Raw genomic sequence first — 23,503 nt, forward strand, 5'->3', positions numbered from 1 at the left:
GTACTTGGGGACGTTCATTTTCTGCCGGCAGTTAAGGAACGTCCCCAAGTGCCGGGTTTTGAGGAGGTTGGCATGCTCAATGCGATAGCGTGGGCGCTCGCCTGTTTTGGCGTTGTCGCTGCCGATATAGCCCTGAGCGTGGTTCTGTTTTCTGTTCTCGATGCCGTGTCGGTGCTGACGGGCTATCCGATTGACAATCTCGATATTCAATGGTTCCAAGCCGCCGCTCAGACGGCGTCGTTTTTGATGGCGCTGCTGTGGTGGCGTTATCTGTGGCCGCGCTCGTTTATGGCGCGTTCGCAAAGCGAGCATCCGCTCGGCGGGGGAGCGCGTGGGGCGTGGAAACGCATCGCCTGCGTTATCGTGATCGGTCTTGCCCTGCAGGTGGTCGTTAGCTACGTGACCGATGCCGTGCTGTCGCTGTTGCCCGATGCCGCGGCCGACTACAGCGAGCTTGTCGAGGAAACGGGCATGGGCGATACCAGTCCTCTTGCCGTCCTGACCACGGTGCTCGGCGCGCCGTTTTGCGAAGAGCTCCTGGTGCGCGGTGTTATCTTTGAGTTTTCGCTGCGTGCGTTTAATCCCCAGTGCCGTCCGCTCTGGAAGCGCCGGCGTCGTGCGAGTGCGCAAGACGGCGCCATAGTGCCCTGGGCGGCCCCAAGCACGTGGGGTGTCGCCGCGGCGATTGTGCTGCAGGCGGCAATCTTCGGTTTTATGCACATGAATTGGGTGCAGGGTTGCTACGCGGGTGCCGCCGCCCTCATCTTTGGTTGGTTGCTCGTGACGACCGGAAAGCTCCGCTACACGATCTTGCTGCACTTTGCCTTTAATGCCGGGTCGTATCTCATGGGCCTACTCTGGTTTGTGAACACGCCGCTCGACGTGGTAATTACGGTCGCCATCGCCGGCGTCATTCACGTTGAGGCAATGCGCTCGCTGCGCCACGCGTGTGGGATGGACGAAGCGAGCGCATTGCTGCCTTAGTTGCGGCGACCGCCTCCGTTGGCACCCTGACGCCCCTGAGCCGCACGGTTGCGCCCGGCGGTGTTCTGCGCGCGCGACATGCCGCTGTGCCCTTTGCTGCCCTTGGGTCCCTTGGCTCCAGCGCCGCCAGCGCCACCGTGGCCCTTGCCGCCCTTCTTGCCGGTGCCATGTCCGCCGCCGGCAGATGTCTCGCCCGGGCGTGGCGGCACGGGACGGATCAGGCAATGCTTGGTGTAGCCGATCAAATCGCGACGCCCGGCTTTCTCTAGCGCCTCGCGCACGAGCTTGTAGTTCTCGGGCTTGCGATACTGGATGAGCGCGCGCTGCATGGCCTTTTCGTGCGGGTCGCGCGCCACATAGATCGGCTCCATGGTGCGCGGGTCCACGCCGGTGTAGTACATGCACGTCGACATGGTGGACGGCGTGGGGTAGAAGTCCTGCACCTGCTCGGGCATGTAGCCCATGTCTCGCACGGCCTCGGCAAGGTCCACGGCTTCCTTCATCGTCGATCCGGGGTGGCTCGAGATCAGATACGGCACCACGTACTGCTTGAGTCCGTACTCGCGGTTCAAGCGTTCAAATTTGCGGCAGAATGCGTCGTAGACGGCTCGGCTCGGTTTGCCCATCACGGAAAGCACCGCGTCGCTCACGTGCTCGGGTGCTACGCGTAGCTGGCCCGAGACGTGGTGCTCCAGCAGCTCGCGCAAAAACTCATCCGAGGCATCGGCCATGGTGTAGTCGAAGCGGATGCCGCTGCGGACAAAGACCTTCTTGACGCCCGGCAGCTGGCGCAGGTCGCGCAGCAGCTGGGTGTAGCCGCTCTCGTCGACCACCATGTTCTTGCACACGCTCGGCCACAGGCATCGCTTGTTCTTGCATACGCCGTGCTTGAGCTGCTTGTCGCAGGCGGGACGGCTAAAGTTGGCCGTCGGCCCGCCCACGTCGTTGATATAGCCCTTAAACTCGGGATCGCGCGTGAGCAGCTCGGCCTCGCGCATGATCGAGTCGTGGCTGCGCATCTGCAGCACGCGACCCTGGTGGAAGGTGAGCGCGCAAAACGAGCACTCGCCAAAACAGCCGCGGTTGGAGCTAATGGAAAACTTGATCTCGGCAAAGGCCGGCACGCCGCCCGCCGCGTCGTAATCGGGATGCCAATCGCGTGCGTAGGGGAGTTCGGCCACCTCGTCCATCTCGTCGGTGGTGAGCGTCGCCGACGGCGGGTTCTGCACCACATAGACGCTGTTGGGGTAGGGCTCTACCAGGCGATGTCCGGTGATGGGGTCCATATTCTGCTGCTGCACGTTAAAGCTGCGCGCGTAGTTGAGCTTGTCGGCGGTAAGGTCGTCCCAACTGGGCAGCAGGTCGTAGTCGTAGACCTCGTCGAGCGAACCCGTGCGGTAGACGGTGCCGTTGATATAGGTGATCTGATCGACGGGCAGTCCCGCGTCGAGCGCGTCGGCGATCTCGACAATCGCGTGCTCGCCCATGCCGTAGATGAGGATGTCGGCGCCCGAGTCGAGCAGTACCGAGCGCTTGAGCTTGTCCTGCCAGTAGTCGTAGTGGGCCAAGCGACGCAGGCTTGCCTCGATGCCGCCGATGATGATGGGGGCGTTCTTGAATGTCTGGCGGATGAGGTTGCCGTAGACCGTGACGGCACGGTTGGGGCGGTGTCCCTCCTCGCCACCGGGGGTATAGGCGTCGGTGTGGCGGCGGTGCTTGGTCACCGAATAGTGGTTGACCATGGAGTCCATGTTGCCGGCGCTGACGAGAAAGCCCAGGCGCGGCTCGCCGAGCACGGTGATGCTGGCGGGGTCGGTCCAGTCGGGTTGGCAGATGATGCCCACCTTGTAGCCGTGCGCGTCGAGGACGCGGCTGATGATGGCCATGCCAAAGCTGGGATGGTCCACGTAGGCGTCGCCGCAGATGTAGACAAAGTCGCACTGGTCCCAGCCGCGCGCATCCATGTCGGCGCGGCTGACGGGGAGGAACTTATCGCGGCCCGGGCGCCAGGGGCGGACAGGCGCTGCCGGGGCATGCGCGGGGCGCGAGCCCTGGGCTTTGCTTCCACGCTTTTGCTGCTGGCCGCGTTGGGCATGCTTGCCGTGCTGGTTGTGCTGAGCGTCCTGGGGCTTTTTTGCCACGATTCCTCCCGGTGTTTGTATGCTGCACGTAATTGTAACCAGTTTTTTTGGGACGGGTCTAAAAAGACTGGTGGAGTACATGAGGTGTCGGGTGTCGATGCCGCGCCCGCCGTTTGTTTCCAGACGGTGTATCTGCGCGTTGGGGAGTCCGTCTCGCGGGCGCGCCATGTTGTCAATGGGTTACAGTATGAACGGCGGCTATGTTTCCGCCAACGCACGAGAGGGTCGTCAACAAGGAGGGCGCACGACGATGCAGCGTGCCAAACAGATATCGGAGTCTATTGAGCTGGGCATCATCTTGGCGCTCGCCGGTGGCTTTATGGACGTTTATTCGTACATTGGGCGCGACCATGTTTTCGCCAACGCGCAGACGGGCAACATCTTGCTGGTGGGCGTGAGCATCTCGGAGGGCAATTGGGCGCTCGCGGGGCGCTATTTCTTCCCTGTGGTGTCGTTTGCCGTGGGCATTATGCTTGCCGACCTGGTACACGAACGGTTTGGCAGCGTGATTCACTGGCGCCAGGTGACGGTGTTCTTTGAAGCCGTCATCTTGCTGGGCGTGAGCTTTATCCCCGGTGGCGGCTACAACTTGCTCGCCAACTGCCTCATCTCGTTTGCCTGCGGTATGCAGGTCGAGAGCTTCCGCAAGATCCACGGTCACGGCATTGCCACGACCATGTGCATCGGTAACCTGCGCAATGCGCTGCAAAACGTGGACGATTACATCATCACCCACAAGCGCGGCTTTTTGGAAAACGGCCTGCTGTACTTTGGCGTGATCTTTACCTTTGTGTTTGGCGCTGTGCTGGGAAACTGGTGTATTGAGCGCATGGGGCTGCACGCTATTGCGGTGGCGAGCGTGCTGCTGTTCGTGGCGTTTGCCATCATGTTTATCGACCGCGAGCGCGACCTGCGTTTTCGCTGGAAGCGCGCCTGCGAAGATTGGAAAGAGGCCTGCCAAAAATAGCGGCAGGGTGTGGCAAGGGGCTGACCCCTTGCCACACTGATCAATAATGGGGAGGGGACGGTCATCTCGGCCGCCCCTTTTTTGTTTAGTGGTCAGGCGGTGACGATACCAGTTGTTGAAACGCTTTAAATAATCTGACGTTCTCACGCGTTTTTCGCTTCAAAAGCGTTAGGATGGGAGCCATAGCGTGGGGCGTAATGGGTGCCCCGCACACGATGGGAGGCTATCAATGGCTAATCGTTTCGTTCTCAACACCATTTCTTATCATGGTTCCGGCGCCATCAAGGAGATCCCCGGCGAGCTCCAGCGTCGCGGCTACAAGAAGATTTTCGTCTGCTCCGATCCCGATCTGGTCAAGTTTGGCGTTACCGCTAAGGTGACCGATGAGCTCGATGCCGCCGGCATCGCTTGGAGCCTCTACTCCGAGATCAAGCCCAACCCCACTATCCAGAACGTCAAGGACGGCGTCGAGGCCTTCAAGGCCGCCGAGGCTGATGCTATCGTGACCGTCGGTGGCGGCTCCTCTATGGACACTGCCAAGGCCATCGGCATCATCATCAACAACCCCGAGTTCGCCGATGTCCGCAGCCTCGAGGGCGTTGCTCCCACTAAGAACCACGCCGTGTTCACCATCGCCGTGCCGACGACCGCCGGTACCGCTGCTGAGGTGACCATCAACTACGTCATCACCGACCCCGAGAAGGTCCGCAAGTTCGTGTGCGTCGACACCAACGATGCCCCCGAGGTCGCCGTCGTCGACCCCGACATGATGGCTTCCATGCCCGCCGGCCTGACCGCTTCCACCGGCATGGACGCTCTGACCCACGCCATCGAGGGCTACACCACCAAGGGCGCTTGGGAGCTCTCCGACATGTTCCACTTTGAGGCCATCAAGCTGATCAGCGAGAACCTGCGCGACTCCGTTGCCGAGGCCAAGTCCGGCCAGCCCGGCTCCGGCCGCGAGGGCATGGCTCTTGGTCAGTATGTCGCCGGCATGGGCTTCTCTAACGTTGGCCTGGGCATCGATCACGCCATGGCTCATACCCTGTCCGCTCACTACGACACCCCGCACGGCGTCGCTTGCGCCATGCTGCTGCCGATTGCCATGGAGTTCAACAAGCCGGTTTGCGCCGAGCGCCTGGCCAAGGTCGCCGTCGCCATGGGCGTTGACACCACGGGCATGAGCACCGATGAGGCTGCCGACGCCGCTATCGCCGCCGTTAAGCAGCTCTCCGCTGACGTGAACATCCCGCACGTCTGCGAGGCCATGAAGGCTGACGAGATCGAGGTCCTGGCCAAGGACGCCATGGCCGATGCCTGCTTCCCGGGCAACCCGCGCGAGGCGACGCTCGACGACGTCATCGAGCTCTTCAAGAAGATCTGCCCGGCTGCCTAACATGGTTCGGCGGGCCCCTGCCCGTTAGCCCCACAATCGTCCTCGGACATGTCGGAGGCCCCGCTGCGCACTACGTGCGGCGGGGCCTCCTTCTGTCCTGCGGAAAGATTCTGGGGCTAACGGGCGGGGGCCCGCCGGCTCGTTATCGTGGTGGGCGCTGCTCTGAGAAGCCCGATGGGTTGTCTCGCTAGGTAAAAAGATGGCTCGCGGTGGTATCGTTGCTGTGGGTTTAATTCGATATGAAAGGGTGACTTTGGTGTCCAAGATGGATTCTATGCTCTCCTATATTACTGACCAGTTGAAGGCGCTTACCTCGATTGCTTCGCCTACGGGCTATACCCGTGCGGCGACTGATTATCTAATGGAAACGTTGCGCGATATGGGCTTTGGCCCCGAACGTTCCAATAAGGGCAACGTGCTGGTTGAGCTTGGCGGCGAGGGCGAGCCGCTTGTGTTGGCGAGCCATGTCGATACCCTGGGCGCCATGGTGCGCTCCATTAAGGACAATGGTCGCCTGCGTCCCACGACGCTCGGCGGGCATCAGTGGTCTACGGCCGATGGCGAGAACTGCACCGTCTACACGCGCGATGGCAATGTGTACACGGGTGTGGTCCTCAATACCGAGCCTTCGGCGCACGTGGCCGACGAGCCGGTCAAGGCCATCGAGAAGAACATGGAAATCCTGCTCGATGAGAATGTCGACAGCAAGGATGACGTGCTTGAGCTGGGCATTCAGACGGGCGACATCATCGCTATGGATCCGCGCACCACGGTGACGGAGAGCGGCTATATTAAGAGCCGCTTCTTGGACGACAAGCTGTCGGCCTCCATTTTGCTGGGTTTGGCCCGCGCCGTTGCTGACGGCGAGGTGTCGCTTTCGCGCAAGGTGTCGCTGCTCTTTACCGTGTACGAGGAGGTCGGCCACGGTGGCGCTTTCGTGCCGGCCGACACGTGCGAGATGATCAGCGTTGACATGGGTTGCGTGGGCGACGATCTGGGCTGCACCGAGCGCATGGTGTCGATTTGCGCCAAGGATTCGGGCGGCCCCTACAACTACGATCTGGTGACCACGCTGTCCAATATCGCGCGCGAGCTGGAGCTCGATTACGCCATCGACGTGTACCCGCATTACGGCTCAGACGTCGAGGCCACGCTTTCCGCCGGCTACGACATCCGTCACGGCCTGATCGGCCCCGGCGTGTACGCGAGCCACAACTACGAGCGCAGCCACATCGACGGCGTTCGCAACACCTACGAGCTGGTTCGCGCCTACGTTCAGCGCTAGGGGAGCAGCTTGCGACTCGGCTGACCAATCGCTAAAGCCCGATTTCTCGGGCTTTTTTTCGCTTTGGGTCGTTTAGTATTATGATATATGTAATCTATTAACTAAACGTGTAAATTACTTAACGAGGTGATGCGGTGTATGGATACGTCCGAGTACTTGTCTATGGGTGATGCTGCCCGCCTGCTGGGCGTTACGAAAGCCCGCATATCTCAACTTGCCGCATCGGGAACGCTCGCGTGCGATATTGTGGGCGGACGGAAGATGGTCGAGTACAATTCCGCGGTCGCTTATCAAAAGGTCCGCAAACGTGGACGCCGTCCTGCGGCCGATGTGGGGCGCAAGTTTACGCTGATGTCGGCCGACCATGAGGTCGCGCATGTCTCATTTGATCCGTCGCGCGAATTTCCCTTCGAAATCGCGGAGGTCCTCGATGCACAACGAATGCCGTTTGGCACGTGCTCGAGCTCTTCTCCTACGGTGAATAAACGGGAGCTCAACGTGTGGTGGAGCCATCGGTCGGTGCCCGATGTTCGCCCCGGACTCGTCTCGCGCTATCGTGAACTGGGAATTGCCAGTGGCATCGAGGTTCCGGTTCGGTGCCTGGGCCTCTCGCTTTCGGATTGCTATTGGCTGCGGCCGGCAGAATGCGACGGGCTCAAATGGCGAAACCTCAATTACTTCGAGAATGATTTTGAGCGATCGGCGCCCGAGGGACGTTCGGGTTGGCTGGAGGGCATCGGTCTTAATAATCCGGATAACACGTCCGAGGGCGAGCTCCCTAAATCGTGGATGATCCGAAACGGCATTCGCGTTTTGGCTAAAGGTTGCGGCATGGACGACCAGCGTCCCTTTAACGAGGCGGTTGCAACGGCTCTACATCGTCGCTTGTTGTCGGAGGGCGAGTTTGTTCCTTATACGGTTGAGCGGATGTTCGATGGCCCTGTGTGTCTGTGCGACGACTTTCTTGACGGCCGCGAGGAATACGTTCCGGCTGTTTACGTTAAGGGCGCACTTGGTAGCCAGCGGGGAAACTCGACATACGACCGGTACTGCCGCTTCCTTGGTAAGCATGGAGCAGACGAGGCTGCCGTGAGAAGGTCTATGTCGCAGATGATTGTCTGCGATGCCCTTTTGGCCAACAGCGATCGCCATTGGCGAAACTTCGGCATCATCCGCAATGTCGACACCCTGGAGATAAGGCCTGCTCCGCTGTTCGATAGCGGCAACTGCCTATGGTACAACGTACCAACTGCCGTGCTCGCAGCTGGGGAGTTTGGGTTTTCTGCTAAGCCGTTTGGGCCCGACCCTTCCGTCCAGCTGGCGCTTGCGGACTCACTCGATTGGTTCGATTCATCGCGGCTCAACGGATTTGTTGATGAGGCGATCGAGATTCTTTCGCAGAGCGAATGGGCCACAGCGGAGGGCCGGCTCGAGTCCATTTGCCGCGGCCTCGAGCGTCGCGTTATCGAGGTGAATGCTGCTGTTGAAGTGCTTCGACACGTGCGGCGATAATCCTGCGGCTACCTGATGGCGGCAGTTACCGTGCCGCCGCCCAGGACGACGTCGCCGCGATAGATAACGACGGCCTGGCCGGGGGCGACGGCGCGCTGCGGCTCGTCAAAGGTCAGAAGCATCTGTCCGTCGGCGCCACGTGTAAGGGTCGCTGCCTGGTCCTTTTGACGGTAACGGTACTTGGTGCCCACGCGAATGTCGCCGGACGTGAGCTCTGCCTCCATGCGGTCGGCAGGGGCGCTCCAGATCCAGTCGTTGGCCGTGAGTGCTGTCGCCGTCAGGTCCTCAGCCTCGCCCAGATGCACAATGTTGTTGGCGGTATCGACGCCCGTTACATACACGGGGCGCGCCATCGCGACGCCCAGGCCCTTGCGCTGGCCGACGGTATAGCGCAGTGCGCCGTTGTGGCGTCCGACCACGCTGCCGTCGCGCCATACAATATCGCCTGGCTCGGCGGCATGCCCACAGCGGCGCTCGATATAGCCCGCGTAGTCGCCGTCCGTGATAAAGCAGATATCCTCGCTCTCGGCCTTCTTGGCGTTGATGAAGCCCTGCTCGGCGGCAATGCGGCGCACGTCGCGCTCTTTGTCCAACCCTGCCAGCGGAAAGATTGTGCGTGCCAGGCGCTCTTGCGTGAGCGAATACAAAAAGTAACTCTGGTCCTTCTTGGAGTCTTCGCCGCGGTGCAGCTGCCAGGTGCCATCGGGCGCTTGGCTCGTTTTGGCGTAGTGACCCGTGGCAATGTAGTCACAGCCCATATCGAGTGCCGCGTCGAGCAGCGCGCCAAACTTAATATGGCGGTTGCAGATGATGCACGGGTTGGGCGTCAGCCCCTCCTGGTAGGCGGTCACAAAGCGCTCGATAACGTTGCGGTCGAAGGCCTGCTGCAGGTCGAGCACATGGTGAGGTATCCCCAGGCGATCGGCGACGGCCTTTGCATCGGTGATGTCGCGGTCGACCTTGCTCATGCCCGTGACGGGATCGGGCGCAGGGCAGGTGAGGCGCATAGTGGCACCGACGCATTCGTAGCCTTGGCACTTGAGCAGATAGGCAGTCACGCTGGAATCGACGCCGCCGCTCATGGCGACGAGCACGCGCTTGTTGTGCATGGGGAGGTTCTCCTTGGTGGCATGTGGCCAAAAAAGAAAAGCGGCGCGGGAGGCTGGTTCCGCGCCGCAGACATTGTAGCAAGTTCGGACGTCTCGTGGGACACCCTGACGGGATGGGCTCAGACCGCCGGGAGAGAGAGGAGGCAGGTTCGTCCCTGAGCTCAACCTATGGGAAAAAGGCTCTAGTCCTGGAACAGTGCCGTGGACAGGTAGCGCTCACCGGTATCGGCGAGCAGTGCCACGATGGTCTTGCCCTCGTTCTCGGGGCGCTTGGCTAGCTGCAGCGCGGCCCACACGGCGGCACCGGACGAAATGCCCACGAGCACGCCCTCCTTGTGGCCCACGGCGCGGCCGGTGGCAAAGGCGTCGTCGTTCTCGACGGGGATGATCTCGTCATAGACCTGGGTGTCGAGGACGTCGGGCACAAAGCCGGCACCGATGCCCTGGATCTTGTGCGGACCGGCCTGGCCCTTGGAGAGTACCGGGGAGGTGGCGGGCTCGACGGCGACAACCTGAATCTCGGGGTTCTGCTCCTTGAGGAACTCGCCCACACCGGTCACGGTGCCGCCGGTGCCAACGCCGGCGACGAAGATGTCGACCTTGCCGTCGGTGTCGTCCCAGATCTCGGGGCCGGTCGTGGCCTTATGGATGGCGGGGTTGGCGGGGTTCACGAACTGGCCGGCGATGATGCTGTTGGGGGTCTCCTTCTGCAGCTCCTCGGCCCTGGCGATGGCGCCCTTCATGCCCTTGGAGCCGTCGGTGAGCACGAGCTGTGCGCCGTATGCCTGCATAAGCTTGCGGCGCTCGACGGACATGGTTTCGGGCATGGTGATGATCACCTTGTAGCCGCGAGCCGCCGCCACCGAGGCGATGCCGACGCCGGTGTTGCCGCTCGTGGGCTCGATGATGGTATAGTCGCCGCCGCGCACGAGCTTGCCGGCCTTCTCGGCCTCGTCAATCATGTTCTTGGCGACGCGGTCTTTGACGGACCCGGCGGGGTTGAAGTATTCCAATTTGACGAGCACGCGGGCCTTGAGGTCCTCATCGGCCTCAAAGTGAGTGAGCTCCAAAAGCGGGGTGTGGCCGATAAGCTGATCGATGGACGTATAAACCTTGCTCATGGTGAACCTCCAAGTGTTCAAATGGCTGGATACCGTGTGGTTTTACGGTGGCCTAGTAGCCAAACCCATAAACCTTATAGGTTGTTCATTTAGCTGTTGGCAAGCATAGTAGACACTAAAGCCTAGTAATGCAATAGGAAATAGGAGATTATTACGAGCTGATTAACCACCTTGACTGGAATGGGTATTTTCAAAGCCAATTTTTCGGCTAGAATTTCAACGGATTAAAAGACCGAAAGGCAGCACTATATATGTTGGTTTCTACTAAGGGCAGGTACGCCCTGCGCGTTATGGTCGACCTGGCCGAGCACCAGGCGGCCGGTCGCATCCCGCTCAAAGAGATCGCGGCGCGACAGGGGATTTCCGAGAAATATCTCGAGAACATCTTGGCTACGCTCGTGCGCGCCAACATGCTTTCGGGCATGCGCGGCAAGGGCGGCGGCTACGTGCTCACGCGCCCGCCCGAGCAGTACACGGTGGGAGAGATCTTGCGCCTGACCGAGGGCAGCCTGGCGCCGGTCGCCTGCCTGGATGGCGACTGCAAGGGCTGCTCGCGATCTGATGAGTGCCCCACGCTCGACGTGTGGAAGAACCTGGACAAGCTCATCAACGACTACCTCGACGGTGTGACGCTCGATGCGCTCGTCGCCCCCAACGGGGGCTACGACTACGTCATCTAGCCCCACCAGCCATTTGGGGACGGGGTAGAAATGGTAGATTTTCTTGTCCTCTGAGGCTTGACAAAGGCGAAGGCCGTCCATCGTTGCGATGGACGGCCTTCGTTTTGGCGTGTTGTGGCGGTCCGTATCCGGTTGCTTTAGTTCCTGGCGATGCTGTCGAAGATGCTTCGAGTGATGGACACCAAAATGCTACCCATAAAGGCCGACCCAAAGCCGGCAATGGAGATGCCCGCGCCCAGCAGATTTACCGATAGGTAGCTGGCAAGCTCGAGCATAAAGCTGTTGACTACAAGCTGAAAAATACCCAGCGTGATAATGGTGAGCGGCAGCGAGATGACCGTCAGGAGCGGCTTGACGAGCGAGTCGACGATGTTGAGGAACAGTCCCACAAAGGCAAAGCAGACCCAGGCGTCGGCCATGCCGAAGGGCTGAATGCCGGGGACGAGGAACGTGGCGATCGCGATAGCGATTGAGGTCAAAAGCCAGTTGAGCAAGAAGCGCATGGTGGGTTCCTTTCCGGTGCGCGTGACGTGTTGGTGGCGCGTAAGCTCGTTTGCCGCGGCGAATCGGATGGTTGCCTTGGCGTGCGCCTCTGCGTTGGGCGCCCATTGTCTCAGATATTCGTGGAGCTTGCGTGCGCATTCGGTTTCAAAACGGCGTTCGTCCTAAAAAACGCGCCGCTGACAGAGAGTCTTGTCACTTTAGTTTGGTGGTGTGCTAAACTGCTACGGGCAAAAGCCACATGCGTTGCCCTATTGCATAGAATGGGCGAACGATGCCCGGTGCCAGTATCAACTTCGATGCCTTTTGGCGGGTTTGGCGGTGATCGATGAATATCGAGAACATGTTTGACAAGCCTGATGTCAAGCAGCTAGTCCACGCATTTAGTCTTTTGGACGACGAGAAAGATATCCAAGCGTTTTTGACCGATATCTGCACACCGCGCGAGATTTGCGATCTATCGCAGCGTCTGCAGGTCGCGCGCTACCTGGACGAGGGCGAGCCCTATGTCGAGGTTCAGGTCCGTACCGGCGCTTCGTCCACCACGGTGAGCCGTGTATCCAAGGCGCTCAACGGCGAGTACGGTGGCTACCGCAAGATCCTCATTAAGCTGGAGGATGGCGAATAGGCCGCGGCAAAACGAATTGTGAAAAACCGCTCCTCCGGGGGCGGTTTTTATATGCCGAATAATTGGTGCAAAGGGGCCAGGTTCGCTTGCACCAATGTGGCGCAAGCGAACCTGTCCCCCTTGCACCGACGGACGAGTCTGCCCCCTTGGCACCAATGTGGTGCAAAGCGACTTGTCTCCAAAGCGCCAAAAGATGAAGCTGCGGTGGCAATGTGTCCGCTTGGGCGGGTAGGATGGATGCATTGATTATTGCGAACAGTTTGAGTGGAGGGCCATGCCTGTTCGAATCTATACCACTAATGCCGGCACGGATTTGAGCGATGCCGAATCGGCGCTGCTTGCCGACCTTATTGCCCGCCACGGGCGTGCCGTGCTGCTGGCGCCAACGTTTGCCGAGCTCGACCTGTGCCGTCATGATGCGGCGGAAGCCGGCGTTTCGCTGGGCATCGATTACAAGACGCCCGCGTCGTGGCTTCGCTCGCTTTGGGAGCTTTTGGGCGACGGGCGCGGTTTCGTCGACAACCTGCAGCGCCAGATGCTGTTTTCGGACATGGTCACGCGTCTCGATGATGTCGACCTGCAGCCGCTTTCGCGCAGCCAGGGCACGGTGCGCATGCTTGCGCGCATGGCCCGCGATGTGCTGCCAGGTGTGGCGGGGACAGCTGCCGAGCGATGCCGTGGCAACAATTGCCGGCCTGAGCCAAAAAGCGATGCCGAGGCTCGTGTGTTCGAGCTTTTGCGTGCCTACGCGGGCGGTTTGGACCGTCGAGATATGGTCGAGCCCTGCGAGGCGGCTGACATTATGGCCAGCGCTCTGGCCGATAATCTGCCGGCGTGCGCCCGTGACGTCTGTGTACGCGGCGTCACGTCGTTTACGCACGGTCTGCTCGAGCTGCTGTCTGCTGTGGCGAACAGTGGGGGAGAGGTCGTCGTGCTGCTTGCTCGCGAGCAGGCGGCGATGCGCGAGGAACTTGCCGCGGCATTTGATGCCAGCGGTGTGCTGTTTGAGGTCGCGCCGCTGGGGGAGGACGCCGTCGCGTCTGATGCCGCTTGTGGAGCTACCGCTCAGCCTGCCTTTATTGAGGTCGCGGGCCCCCACGCCCGTGCTCATGCTTATGCGGACGCAATTGATGATCTGGTAAAAGCGTGCCAGGGTTTCGGGGCCGACGATACCGCCGGCCTCTCCGCCGACCCCGTACGCGTGCTCGTTGTTTCTGCCCGGGCACCCCAGCTGTTCGGTGAGCTCGCCTCTCGTCTGGCGGCTCGTCATATCGCTGCCGAGACAACTGAATTCACGGCGTTTTCCCAATCCATTGCGGGCAGGCAGTTTGCGGCGCTTGCCAGCTTGATCGAGCGCATGAAGGCGGCCGATGAGGGTGTGGCGTCAAAGACCGAGTGGTGGCCCGCGCCGGAGCTTACCGACTGGATCTACAGCCCGCTTTCGGGCGCTGATGCAGCCAATGCCCGTATCTTCGATAAGAATATGCGTCTCTCGCGTAGCAAGACTACCGCGGGCGCTAAGAGCCTGCTGCAGAGCGTGCAAGGCCAGGTGAGGGGCGCACGCAAGGCGGCGAGCGACGAAAACTGGTTTAAGAACGTACCGTGTGTGGTCTCGGACGTGTTCCAGGCACTGTGGCGCGACAAGCCCGTGACGGCGCTCAAGGCCATGCTTGCCGTTGCCGAGGCGTTGCCCGATCGCTCGCTGGGCAGCCTGGATGGCCAAGCTCGTCGCCAAGCGGAGACGGCCCTGCTGCGCCACGCCATCGACATCCTTATGAATGACGCCCGCGCGCTCGACGTGTCGCAGGCCGCGACCGTGCCCGTGCTCGATGGCATTCGCACCAAGGTGGACAAGCGTAGCACCGCCTACGATTACGAGACCTACGAGGTTGACGGTGCGCCACGTGCCCAGGTTCGCTTTGCCTCGCTTGCCGATGCGGCGGCTCTGCGCCCCGGCAGCTACGATGCCGTGCTGTTTGCCGATGTCGATCTGGACAGCTATCCGCTCTCACACGAGGAAGGACCGCTGGCCACGTTGGCTGCGAGCCTTGGTCGCGAGGGCGTGACGCTTGAGCCTGCGGCCTTGTTGCGCGTGCGCTTTGGCCACGCGATGCGGGCGGCACGTGGCCCGGTTGCGCTTGCGCGCGTGACGCACGATCGCCAGGCGCGCGAGTGCTATCCGGCTGCCGTGTGGACCGAGTTGCGGGCGCATGCCGAGGCCACCGGTGCCGCTCAGGTGACATGCGTGGGCGAGGGCGATATCGTAGGTGATTTTGACCCTGCAGCCGGCAAGGGCCTCAAGCGCGAGCGCGTGGCATGCGAGGCTCCTCAGCATTTGAGCGAGGCGGCCGTGCCATATCTGGTCTTGCGCCGTCGGGACGGCGAGGGCGAGGACGCGCCGCTTGTACCGCGTCTGACGTCTGCCTCGCAGATCGAGGCCTATTCCACCTGCCCGCTGTGCTGGTTCGTCTCGTATCGCGTTAAGCCCCAGTCTATCGACGCGGGTTTTGGCAACATGGAGAAGGGCAACTTTGTCCACGACGTGCTGGAACATCTGCATGCCCGTTTGCCCCAAGAGGGCATGGAGCGTGTGACGCCCGAAAACCTGCCGCGTGCGCAGGAGCTGCTGCACGAGGTCTTTGCCGAGACCTTGGCCGAGCACGCCGGCAAGCGTGGCAACGAGGGCCCGCTGGTGCCGCTCTCGCCGGTGGAGGAGCGTCAGGTTGCCGAGATCTTGCCGCAGCTGGAGGGCGTGCTTGCCTGCGAGTCCGAGGCGCTTGCCCCCTTCGCTCCGCGCTACCTGGAGTTTGCGTTCAACGAGCTCCAGGTCGAGTATGCCGGCTGGCCGCTCGGCGGGCGCATCGACCGTGTGGATGTGGATGCCGAGAATCGCGCTGTGGTGATTGACTACAAGCATCGCACGGGCGTTGAGGAGTTTAAGCTCGCCGACCCTACGGTGCGCGACGAGGAATCGGGCACGGCGCCTATCGACGATCCGCGCTGGTTGCCGCCACATACCCAAACGCTCATCTACGCCCAGGCCATGCGCCGGGCGCTGGATTTGGATACCCGTGCGGCACTCTATTTTTCGACCAAGGGCGGCAAGCCCGCGTTGCGCGGTGCCGCGAGCGCCGAGCTGCTCGAGGAGGAGCGTGGCGACGGTCGCATCCCGGGCCTTAAGAAAGGTTTTCCCGGCGAGGGTGGCAGCATGGACTTCGACGCCCTGCTCGATCGCGTGGAGGCCGGCATCGCCGAGCGCTTGCGCGAACTCGAGGCGGGCAACGTCACTGCTGTCGACCCGGCGTCGACGCAGGCCGCGCATGCCCGCTGCTCGTATAACCACGAAGGAACGTTTGTAAGGAGGGACGTGTAGACCATGGATCTTTCGACCTTGATGCCGCAACAGCTGCAGATCGTCAAGACGCTCGACCGTCCGCTGTTTGTCTCGGCGGGCGCCGGTTCGGGCAAGACCTTTACCCTCACGCGCCGCATCGTCTACGCGCTCTCGCCCGAATCCGGCCCGTTCGTCGAGCATCTGGACCAGGTGCTCGCCATTACCTTTACCAAGGATGCCGCGGCCGAGATTCGCGATCGCGTGCGCCGTGCGCTTATCGACGAGGGCATGGACGAGGAAGCGCTGACCGTCGACGACGCGTGGATCTCGACCATTCACGGCATGTGCTCGCGTATCCTGCGCGCACACGCGCTGGAGTTGGGCATCGACCCCGAGTTCACGGTGCTCACCGATACCGACGAGCTCATGGACCAGGCTGTTGAGCATGTGCTGGGTCGCGCGACGGCACCCGATGCCGCCCCCGAGCTCGCGGCATCGCTCAAGGCCCTCTACGCCTGGTATCCCATGGCGGGCGAGGGCGGCCCCTTTGGCGCCGGCACGACCATCAAGGGTCTGGTGCGCGACCTGCTGGAGCTCTCGAGCCAGCTGCCGGGCGGTATGGACGACGTGTGCGTGGCGCGCGGCCAGGCCGATACCTCGGCGCTCGCCGATGCCTATCGATCGGCGCTGGGTGCAAGCAAGGCGGCGACCGAGAAGGCGCAGACGGCGCTCGATGCCATCGACGCGTTCGAGGCGAGCGGCAAGACCATGTCCGATGCGGCGCGACTCATGATGTCGTGCGCCATGCCGCGCGCGAGCAAGGCATTCCCCAAGGAGCAGGTCGAGCTGCTCAAGGCCGAGGCCGCCGATGCATTTATCAATATCGTGCTTGCCTGCGGTGGCCCCGCGCTCGATGCGCTGGTGGGCTTGGCCCGCTCTGTAGAGGCCGAGTATCGCGCGCTGAAGGCTGCCCAGTCCGCCCTCGATAATAACGACCTGCTGCGCATGGCCTACGAGGCCCTGCGCGATTACCCTGCCATTCGTGCTGCGTACGAGGGCCGCTTTAAGATGGTCATGATCGACGAGTTTCAGGATACCGATCAGATGCAGGTCGATCTAATCCGCTACCTGACGGGTGCGGGGGAGCGCGCGCTGTGCACCGTGGGCGATGCGCAGCAGTCGATCTATCGCTTCCGCGGCGCCGAGGTCGAGGTGTTCCGTCGCCAGGAGCGCAAGGTGGGATCGACGGCGGCGTCGGAGACGGTTGCCACGTCCGATGCCCCCGCCGGCGAGCTCGTCAAGCTCGTGCGCAACTTCCGCAGCCACGACGAGGTGCTGCGCTATGTGGCCCGCGTCTTCGACGGCGACGACGGCGGCCTGATGCAGGGCTTTTTGGATCTTGAGGCGAGCGACGGCCGCAAGGACACGCTGGTGGCGGATGCCTCGCGCCGCCAGGCCCTCTTTGTTGCCGGCGGCAGTACGCAGGAGCGCACACAGGCCAAGGCCCGCGCGATCGCGGAGCGATTCCGCGCGCTTGCCGATGCCGGCCAACCCCAGGGCGGCATGGTGCTGCTGCTGGGCCGCATGACCAACGCAGACGTCTACGCACAGGCCTTCCGCGACCAGGGGCTCGACTGCGTCATCGCGGGCGGCTCGGTCTTTGCCCAAGCTGCCGAGGTGCAGACGGTGCGCGCCCTGGTTTGTGCCCTCGCCAATCCGGCCGATACGGCGCAGGGTCTTATGCCACTGCTGGCCTCGCCGATGTTTGCACTCGGCGCCCAGGAGTTTTTGGCGCTGGCGACCAAACTCGACGATCAGACGGGCGAGACGTCGCGCCGCAACATCGACGCGGGCATCATGAGCGATTCCGATGTGCCGGGCTTGCAGGGCTTGCCGCTCGTGACGCGTGCCCGCGAGGTGCTGCGCTACGCACTGCGTCGCGTGGGGCGTGATTCGTTCGCCGCCATCGCGCGCGACGCGGTCAATGCCTCCGGCTGGTTCGTGCGCCTGGCGCAGCGCGGCCCCGAGGGCAAGGCCATCGCCGCCAACGTGCTCAAGGCGCTCGATGCCGTGGCCGAGGCGGAGGCCGAGTTCGGTAACTCGCCGCGCTCCATTGCGCTTGCCTTCGATCGCTTCCTGGCGGGCAAGGAGGCCCCGGGCGCCCTCAACGAGGGGGGCGACGGCGCGGTGCGCATCATGACGGTTCATGCCTCCAAGGGTCTGGAATATCCGGTCGTGGCGGTCGCCGAGTGCTTTGGCGTGCGTAAGTCCTCGGGTGCGGCACAGATGGGTCGCGTCGAGGGCGGAGCGCAGGTCGTGGCGCTGCCGGCACGCTTCGACGGCGTTAAACTCTCGGACGGTACGTTCGTAAAGGGCGATGACGTCAAAAAGCAGTTTGAGCATGCGTTTAAGGGCAAGGGCACGTCGCTGTGGCTACCGCCGGAGCTCATGGAGGACGTCTGTGCGACGGGTTCTCCCGCCGAGGCATTTGCCCGCCTGCGCAACGACGACCTGCAGCTTTCGCTCGAGGAGCGGGCCCGTTTGCTCTACGTTGCCATGACCCGTGCGCGCGAGCTGGTGATCTTGGCGATGGATGCCGGCGTGAGCCGTGGCAAGGTGACGGTGCCGACCTTCGATGTCGAGACCGATCTGACCTACGACGTGCTGCGCCGCATTCTGCCGACCGACGCTCTGGACATGCCGCAGCTCGATGCCGACCGCCTGGTATTCGACAACTCCCAGCCGGGCGACTACGAGCTCATTTCGCTTTCGGACTTTACCTTTGGCGAGCAGGCGTTTGAGGCCAACGCTTCGCTGGATGCCGAGGGCAGGCTCGTTCGTGGCGATACCGATGTCGCCGATAATGCTGCGCACTCAACCGTGCCCGGTCCTGCCGACCCCAAGCCCGATTCATTTGAACTCGTATATCCCCAGGCGGCGGGCGTGCGCATGGGCACGTGTCCGTTCCCGGCGCGTGATTCGTACAGCTATTCGTCGATCGCCGCGGCGCTCCATGCCGAGACGGAAGACCGTGCCGCCGAGGCGCGTGTTCCCATGGACGAGGCGGGCGACGATGCCGAGTCGGATGGCTCGGAGATGGCCGATGCAGACGTGGCTGCTGTCGAGCCCGCCGGCAACCCCATGGCGCTGGGCTCGGCGTTCCATGCCGCCTGCCAGTGGCTCATCGAGATGGGTGCCGATGCGCTGCCCGCTGAGCGTGCCGATGCGCTGACGCGCCTGTGGTGCCTGACGCCGGAGCAGCGCGAGCGTTTTGACGTTGCCCTGAATCGCTGGCTCAGGTCGTCGGTCCGTGCCGAGCTTCTTGCCTGGCCGTGCGTCCGTGCCGAAGTGCCGTTCTTTTCGCTGGGCTGCGAGGACAAGGACATTGCCCGCTACGGTGCATATGCCGAGGGCGCTATCGATGCGCTGGCGACCGACCCGGCCGATCCGTCACGCGCACTGGTCATCGATTACAAGACGGGCGGCACACCGGATGAGACACCCGACCAGCTGCTCGAGAAGCACGCCCTGCAGGCGCGCGTCTATTCGGATGTTCTGCATAAGGCGGGCTTTAAGACGGTGACCGTCAAGTTCGTCCGCGTGGAGCAGACGGCCCCAGCTGTCTTAGTCGAGCTCGCCGAGCCCCAGGTGGTCACCTACAACCTCTAACCCTCAGATAACTTGCGGTGGAATCCTTTTCGATTCCACTGCAGCTCAGAGGTAGCTAATTTGGGACGGGGCTCTTTTAGCTACCCCCATACATCGGTTGAGATGTATTCCGACCCCGACTCGTTCGCCGTCAGTCAAAGGGTAGCTAAAAAAGCCCCGTCCCAAATTAGCTACCCGTGTGGGTTTGGCTAGGTTCGGGCGCTGTCCGTGCCGTGGGGTAAAATCGTTCAGTCAGAACACGAACCCGCATCGGAGCTCATCACATGGCATTCGTCCATCTGCACAACCACACTGTTTTCTCCATGCTCGACGGCGCAACCCGTATCCAGGATATGGTCAACCGTGCCGTAGAGCTGGGCATGCCCGCCGTTGCCATTACCGACCACGGCTACATGTATGGCGTGCCCGATCTGGCGCTGGCCTGCGACGCCGTCAACCACAATACGCCCGAGTACAAAACGTGGAGCCACGACAAGGCCTTCTTGGAAAAGGACCGCCGCGACGAGCTGGTGGAGCCCGATCCCGAGGCAAACCCGCGCGAGCATGCCCAGTATGTGAAGGACATGGCCATGTGGGACGAGAAGGGCAATATCGACGAGCTCAAGCCGCCTCTGGTCATCAAGCCCATCTTTGGCTGCGAGGTCTACTTTACGCCGGACGAGACGCTCGCCCGCGACCACAAACCCGAGCTCTACCACATGATCCTTCTGGCCAAGGACCAGGAGGGCTACGTCAACCTGATGCAAACGGTCTCCGAGGCCGCCGTGCAGGGCTTTTACTACAAGCCGCGCGTGACGCTCGACAACCTGCGCCGCCACGCCAAGGGCATGATCTGCACCAGCGCCTGCATCGCGGGCATCATCCCCAAATACATCGACCGGGGTGACATGGAGGGCGCCATCAAGTGGGCCGAGACCTTCCGTGATACCTTCGAGCCTGGTGACTTCTACATCGAGATCCAGGAACACGGCATTACCACCGATAACGGCCTGACCGACGAGCAGATGGACCGCACGCTCATTGATATCGCCAAACAGGTGGGCGTCAAGGTCATCGCCACCAACGACTTCCACTACCTGCGCCGCGAGGACGCGCCCGTGCAGGACGTCATCATGTGCATCGGCATGAACGCCAAGGTCGACGACCCCAACCGCATGCGCATGACCGGCTCGGAGTTTTACATGAAGACCGAGGAGGAGATGCGGGCGATGTTCCCGTATTGCCCCGAGGCCTGCGACAACACGCTCGAGATCGCCGACAAGTGCTACGTTGAGCTGGACTGGGACTCCATCATCCTGCCGCGCTTTCCGCTGCTCGATCCCGGCGAGACGCACGAGAGCCAGTTCCGCCGCGAGTGCGAGAAAGGCCTGCGCCAGCACTACGGTGACGACTGGGCCACGCGCGAGATCGGTGGCGTCAACATCAAAGAGCGCTTTGAGTACGAATATAAGGTCATTTGCGACAAGGGCTTTGCCGCCTACTTTTTGATCGTCGCCGAGTACGTGCAATGGGCCAAGGACAACGGCATCGGCGTCGGTCCCGGCCGTGGCTCGGCCGCCGGCGCTATCGTCGCCTACGCCATGAACATCACCGCGTTCGACCCGCTCGAGAACGGTCTGATGTTCGAGAGGTTCCTGTCCCCGCAGCGTACCGAGATGCCCGATATCGATATGGACTTCGACGATGAGCGGCGTCTCGAGGTCGTGGAGCACGTTCGCCAGCTCTACGGTCCCGAGAAGGTCACCCACGTCATCACCTACTCGACCATTAAGGCCAAGCAGGCCATCAACGATGCCGCGCGCGTCCTGGACTACCCGGTCTACATGGGCCAGCGCCTGTCCAAGATGGTCTCGAGCGACCCCAAGGTCAAGCTCAAGCAGGTGCTCGAAAAACAACCCGGCAAAGAGGATCTGTTTAACCCCGACTTTGCCGAGGCCTATAAAAAGGACGACGACGCCCGCCGCATCATCGACACGGCGCTCTCGATCGAGGGCCTCACCCGTGGCGAGGGCGTTCATGCGTGCGCCGTTCTAATCTGCCGCGACCCCGTCAACGAGCACGTGCCCACCAAGCTCGACACCAAGGGCGGCGTCGAGATTACCCAGTACGAGGGCCATACCGTTGCCGACATGGGCCTGCTCAAGATGGACTTCTTGGGCCTGCGTACGCTGACGGTTATCTCCAAGGCCAAGGCAAACATCAAAAAGAACTTCGGCATCGACATCAAAGAGGAAGAGATTCCCTTTGACGATCCCGAGATCTTTAAGCTCATGGGCTCCGGCCACACCGCCGGCGTCTTCCAGGTCGAGTCCGCCGGCATGACGGCCACGATCAAGAACATGAAGCCCACCGAGTACAAGCACGTCGTGGCATTGATCGCCCTGTACCGCCCGGGCCCGCTGGGCGCCGGCATGGTTTCGTCCTACATCAACCGTATGAACGGCAAGGAGCCGGCCGTCTCCTACGACGACCGTCTGGACGACATCCTGGGCGAAACCTACGGCACCATGGTCTACCAGGAGCAGGTTATGCTCATCTCCGTCGAGATGTGCGGCTTCTCCAAGGGCGAATCGGACTCGCGTATCCGTAAACCCGTGGCTAAGAAGAAGATCAAGCTGCTTACGTCGACGGTGCTCCACTGGGAGGATGGCTCGGACGAGACCACCTACGACCACTGGATGAACGGCGCCATCAAAAACAACTACACGCGCGAGGTCGCCCAGAAGATTTGGGACGATGTTCTCGAGTTCGCGTCCTACGCCTTTAACAAGTCGCACTCCGCCGGCTACGCCATCTTGGTTATGCAGACGGCGTGGCTCAAGGCGCACTATCCGCACGAGTACATGGCGGCCGTCCTGACGTCCTATACGGGCAAGACCGACAAGATCGTGCACTACGTCTCGGCATGCCGTCACGACGGCATCCCCGTGCTTTCGCCAGATGTCAACGAGTCCGGTACCGAGTTCACGGCTACCAAGGAAGGTGTGCGCTTTGGTCTGGCCGGCATCCGCGGCGTGGGCACCGGCGTGGCGCAGGCGATTATCGCCGAGCGCGAGGCGGGCGGTCCGTTTAAGACGCTGCATGATTTTGTCGAGCGCGTGGACTCGAGCCAGGCCAACCGTCGCGTGATCGAATCGCTCATCAAGGCAGGTGCCTTCGACTCCACGGGGTATCCGCGTCGTCAGATGATGCACTTTGTGGACAAGAACAACCCCGAGAACATCATCGATGCCGCGGCAAAGCGCCAGAAGGATCGCGCGAGCGGCCAGACGTCGTTCTTCGACATGTTTGGCGACGTTGAGGGCTCGGGCTTTGAGGTGAGCGTACCCGATCCGGATGGCCAGGAGTGGGACCGCCACCTTAAGCTGAGCCAGGAGAAGGAGGTTCTGGGCATCTATGTCTCGGACCACCCGCTGCGCCCGTTTGAGTATGCGCTCAGCAAAGCGCGCGACTTCTCGTTTTCGCAGATCGACACCGGCTACGAGGTGCAAAACCCCACGGGCGGCACCATCAACCAGGAGATTCCCGAGGGCAAGGCGCTGTGGTGGGCCGGTATGGTCTCGAGCGTGTCCAAGCGCGTGACCAAAAACGGCGACCCCATGGGCATCGTGCAGCTCGAGGACATGGAAGGCGAGGCTACGGTCGTGGTGTTCCCCAAGACCTTCAAGGAGGCCGAGGGGTATCTGTACGGCGAGGTCGACCCCGAGACCGGCGCGCAGCTGTCCGATGCGTTTGTGCGCATTAAGGGCAAGCTCGAGCGCTCGGACCGCGGCGACCAGATCATCGCGCAGGAGATCGTGCCGCTTGAGCTCAACGAGGAGAACAACAAGCCCAAGGTGTTTGAGGTCATGGTGCCCAACAGCCGCTTTAGCCAGGGCAACATGGCGCGTCTTGCCACGGTGCTCACCGCCAACCCGGGCGGCGACCGCGTAGAGATCTTTATCGAGCAGGCGGACGGGCGCGTGCTGCGTGCCGAGGTACCTGCTAAGGTCAACGCACGTTCGATTCCGCTGTTGGCCGAGGCCAAGGCCATCGTGGGCAACCAAGGTCGCGTGACGGTGATCTAAGGACGCCGTTGGCGGGGTAGCTAATTTGGGACGGGGCTTTTTTAGCTACCCTTTGGCTGACGGCGAATGAGTCGGGGTCGGAACACATCTCAACCGACATATGGGGGTA

At 62.0% G+C, this 23,503-nt stretch carries 14 protein-coding genes; 10 read left to right on the forward strand and 4 right to left on the reverse strand.

The window, feature by feature from the left end; translation table 11 throughout:
* The first annotated feature begins 72 nt into the window (after positions 1-72).
* Positions 73-984 (forward strand): CPBP family glutamic-type intramembrane protease, encoded by a 912-nt coding sequence (locus ACTQW0_RS04375; RefSeq protein WP_441567093.1) that lies wholly within the window; start codon positions 73-75, stop codon positions 982-984.
* Here the strand turns inward: ACTQW0_RS04375 and ACTQW0_RS04380 are convergent.
* Complete coding sequence (locus ACTQW0_RS04380) at positions 981-3,125, reverse strand: YgiQ family radical SAM protein (protein ID WP_441567095.1); 2,145 nt, start codon at positions 3,123-3,125, stop codon at positions 981-983. The two genes, ACTQW0_RS04375 and ACTQW0_RS04380, sit on opposite strands and share 4 nt — an antisense overlap.
* Before the next feature lie 250 nt (positions 3,126-3,375).
* Between ACTQW0_RS04380 and ACTQW0_RS04385 the strand changes: the two genes are divergently transcribed.
* The 4 genes from ACTQW0_RS04385 (at position 3,376) to ACTQW0_RS04400 (ending at position 8,285) form a co-directional block, all read left to right on the forward strand.
* Complete coding sequence (locus ACTQW0_RS04385) at positions 3,376-4,092, forward strand: YoaK family protein (RefSeq protein ID WP_154515938.1); 717 nt, start codon at positions 3,376-3,378, stop codon at positions 4,090-4,092.
* A gap of 229 nt (positions 4,093-4,321) precedes the next feature.
* A complete protein-coding gene (fucO, locus tag ACTQW0_RS04390) occupies positions 4,322-5,488 on the forward strand; it encodes a lactaldehyde reductase (RefSeq protein WP_154515935.1) in 1,167 nt (388 codons plus the stop codon).
* Between the two features lie 265 nt (positions 5,489-5,753).
* Complete coding sequence (locus ACTQW0_RS04395; RefSeq protein WP_441567139.1) at positions 5,754-6,773, forward strand: M42 family metallopeptidase; 1,020 nt, start codon at positions 5,754-5,756, stop codon at positions 6,771-6,773.
* A 138-nt stretch (positions 6,774-6,911) separates the two neighbouring features.
* Positions 6,912-8,285, forward strand: a complete 1,374-nt coding sequence (locus ACTQW0_RS04400) for a hypothetical protein (protein ID WP_441567097.1) — start codon at positions 6,912-6,914, stop codon at positions 8,283-8,285.
* Positions 8,286-8,293: 8 nt separating this feature from the next.
* Here the strand turns inward: ACTQW0_RS04400 and mnmA are convergent, their stop codons facing one another.
* Together mnmA and cysK are read right to left on the reverse strand one after the other, a co-directional pair.
* Positions 8,294-9,559: a tRNA 2-thiouridine(34) synthase MnmA gene (gene mnmA / locus ACTQW0_RS04405; protein ID WP_441567099.1), complete on the reverse strand. Its 1,266-nt coding sequence runs from the start codon at positions 9,557-9,559 to the stop codon at positions 8,294-8,296.
* A 17-nt stretch (positions 9,560-9,576) separates the two neighbouring features.
* Positions 9,577-10,515, reverse strand: a complete 939-nt coding sequence (cysK, locus tag ACTQW0_RS04410; RefSeq protein WP_154515926.1) for a cysteine synthase A — start codon at positions 10,513-10,515, stop codon at positions 9,577-9,579.
* Between the two features lie 251 nt (positions 10,516-10,766).
* Between cysK and ACTQW0_RS04415 the strand changes: the two genes are divergently transcribed.
* Positions 10,767-11,195, forward strand: coding sequence for an RrF2 family transcriptional regulator (locus tag ACTQW0_RS04415; RefSeq protein WP_154515923.1), 429 nt, complete (start codon positions 10,767-10,769; stop codon positions 11,193-11,195).
* Positions 11,196-11,332: 137 nt separating this feature from the next.
* On the opposite strand, the gene ACTQW0_RS04420 is transcribed toward ACTQW0_RS04415, so the two are convergent.
* Entirely contained in the window at positions 11,333-11,698 is a 366-nt protein-coding gene (locus ACTQW0_RS04420) for a phage holin family protein (RefSeq protein ID WP_441567101.1), read from the reverse strand.
* A 326-nt stretch (positions 11,699-12,024) separates the two neighbouring features.
* On the opposite strand from ACTQW0_RS04420, the gene ACTQW0_RS04425 reads away from it, so the two are divergent.
* The 4 genes from ACTQW0_RS04425 to dnaE all read left to right on the forward strand — a co-directional run bounded on the left by ACTQW0_RS04425 (position 12,025) and on the right by dnaE (position 23,394).
* Positions 12,025-12,324, forward strand: coding sequence for a YerC/YecD family TrpR-related protein (locus tag ACTQW0_RS04425; protein ID WP_154515917.1), 300 nt, complete (start codon positions 12,025-12,027; stop codon positions 12,322-12,324).
* A 274-nt stretch (positions 12,325-12,598) separates the two neighbouring features.
* The gene (locus ACTQW0_RS04430; RefSeq protein ID WP_441567103.1) at positions 12,599-15,697 is read left to right on the forward strand and encodes a PD-(D/E)XK nuclease family protein; all 3,099 of its coding nucleotides are present in this window, start codon (positions 12,599-12,601) and stop codon (positions 15,695-15,697) included.
* A gap of 3 nt (positions 15,698-15,700) precedes the next feature.
* Entirely contained in the window at positions 15,701-19,327 is a 3,627-nt protein-coding gene (locus ACTQW0_RS04435) for a UvrD-helicase domain-containing protein (protein WP_441567105.1), read from the forward strand.
* A 263-nt stretch (positions 19,328-19,590) separates the two neighbouring features.
* Positions 19,591-23,394 (forward strand): DNA polymerase III subunit alpha, encoded by a 3,804-nt coding sequence (dnaE, locus tag ACTQW0_RS04440; RefSeq protein ID WP_427727452.1) that lies wholly within the window; start codon positions 19,591-19,593, stop codon positions 23,392-23,394.
* The last annotated feature ends 109 nt before the right edge of the window (positions 23,395-23,503 follow it).

Source organism: Collinsella sp. LCP19S3_B7 (assembly GCF_052121795.1).
Lineage (GTDB): Bacteria > Actinomycetota > Coriobacteriia > Coriobacteriales > Coriobacteriaceae > Collinsella.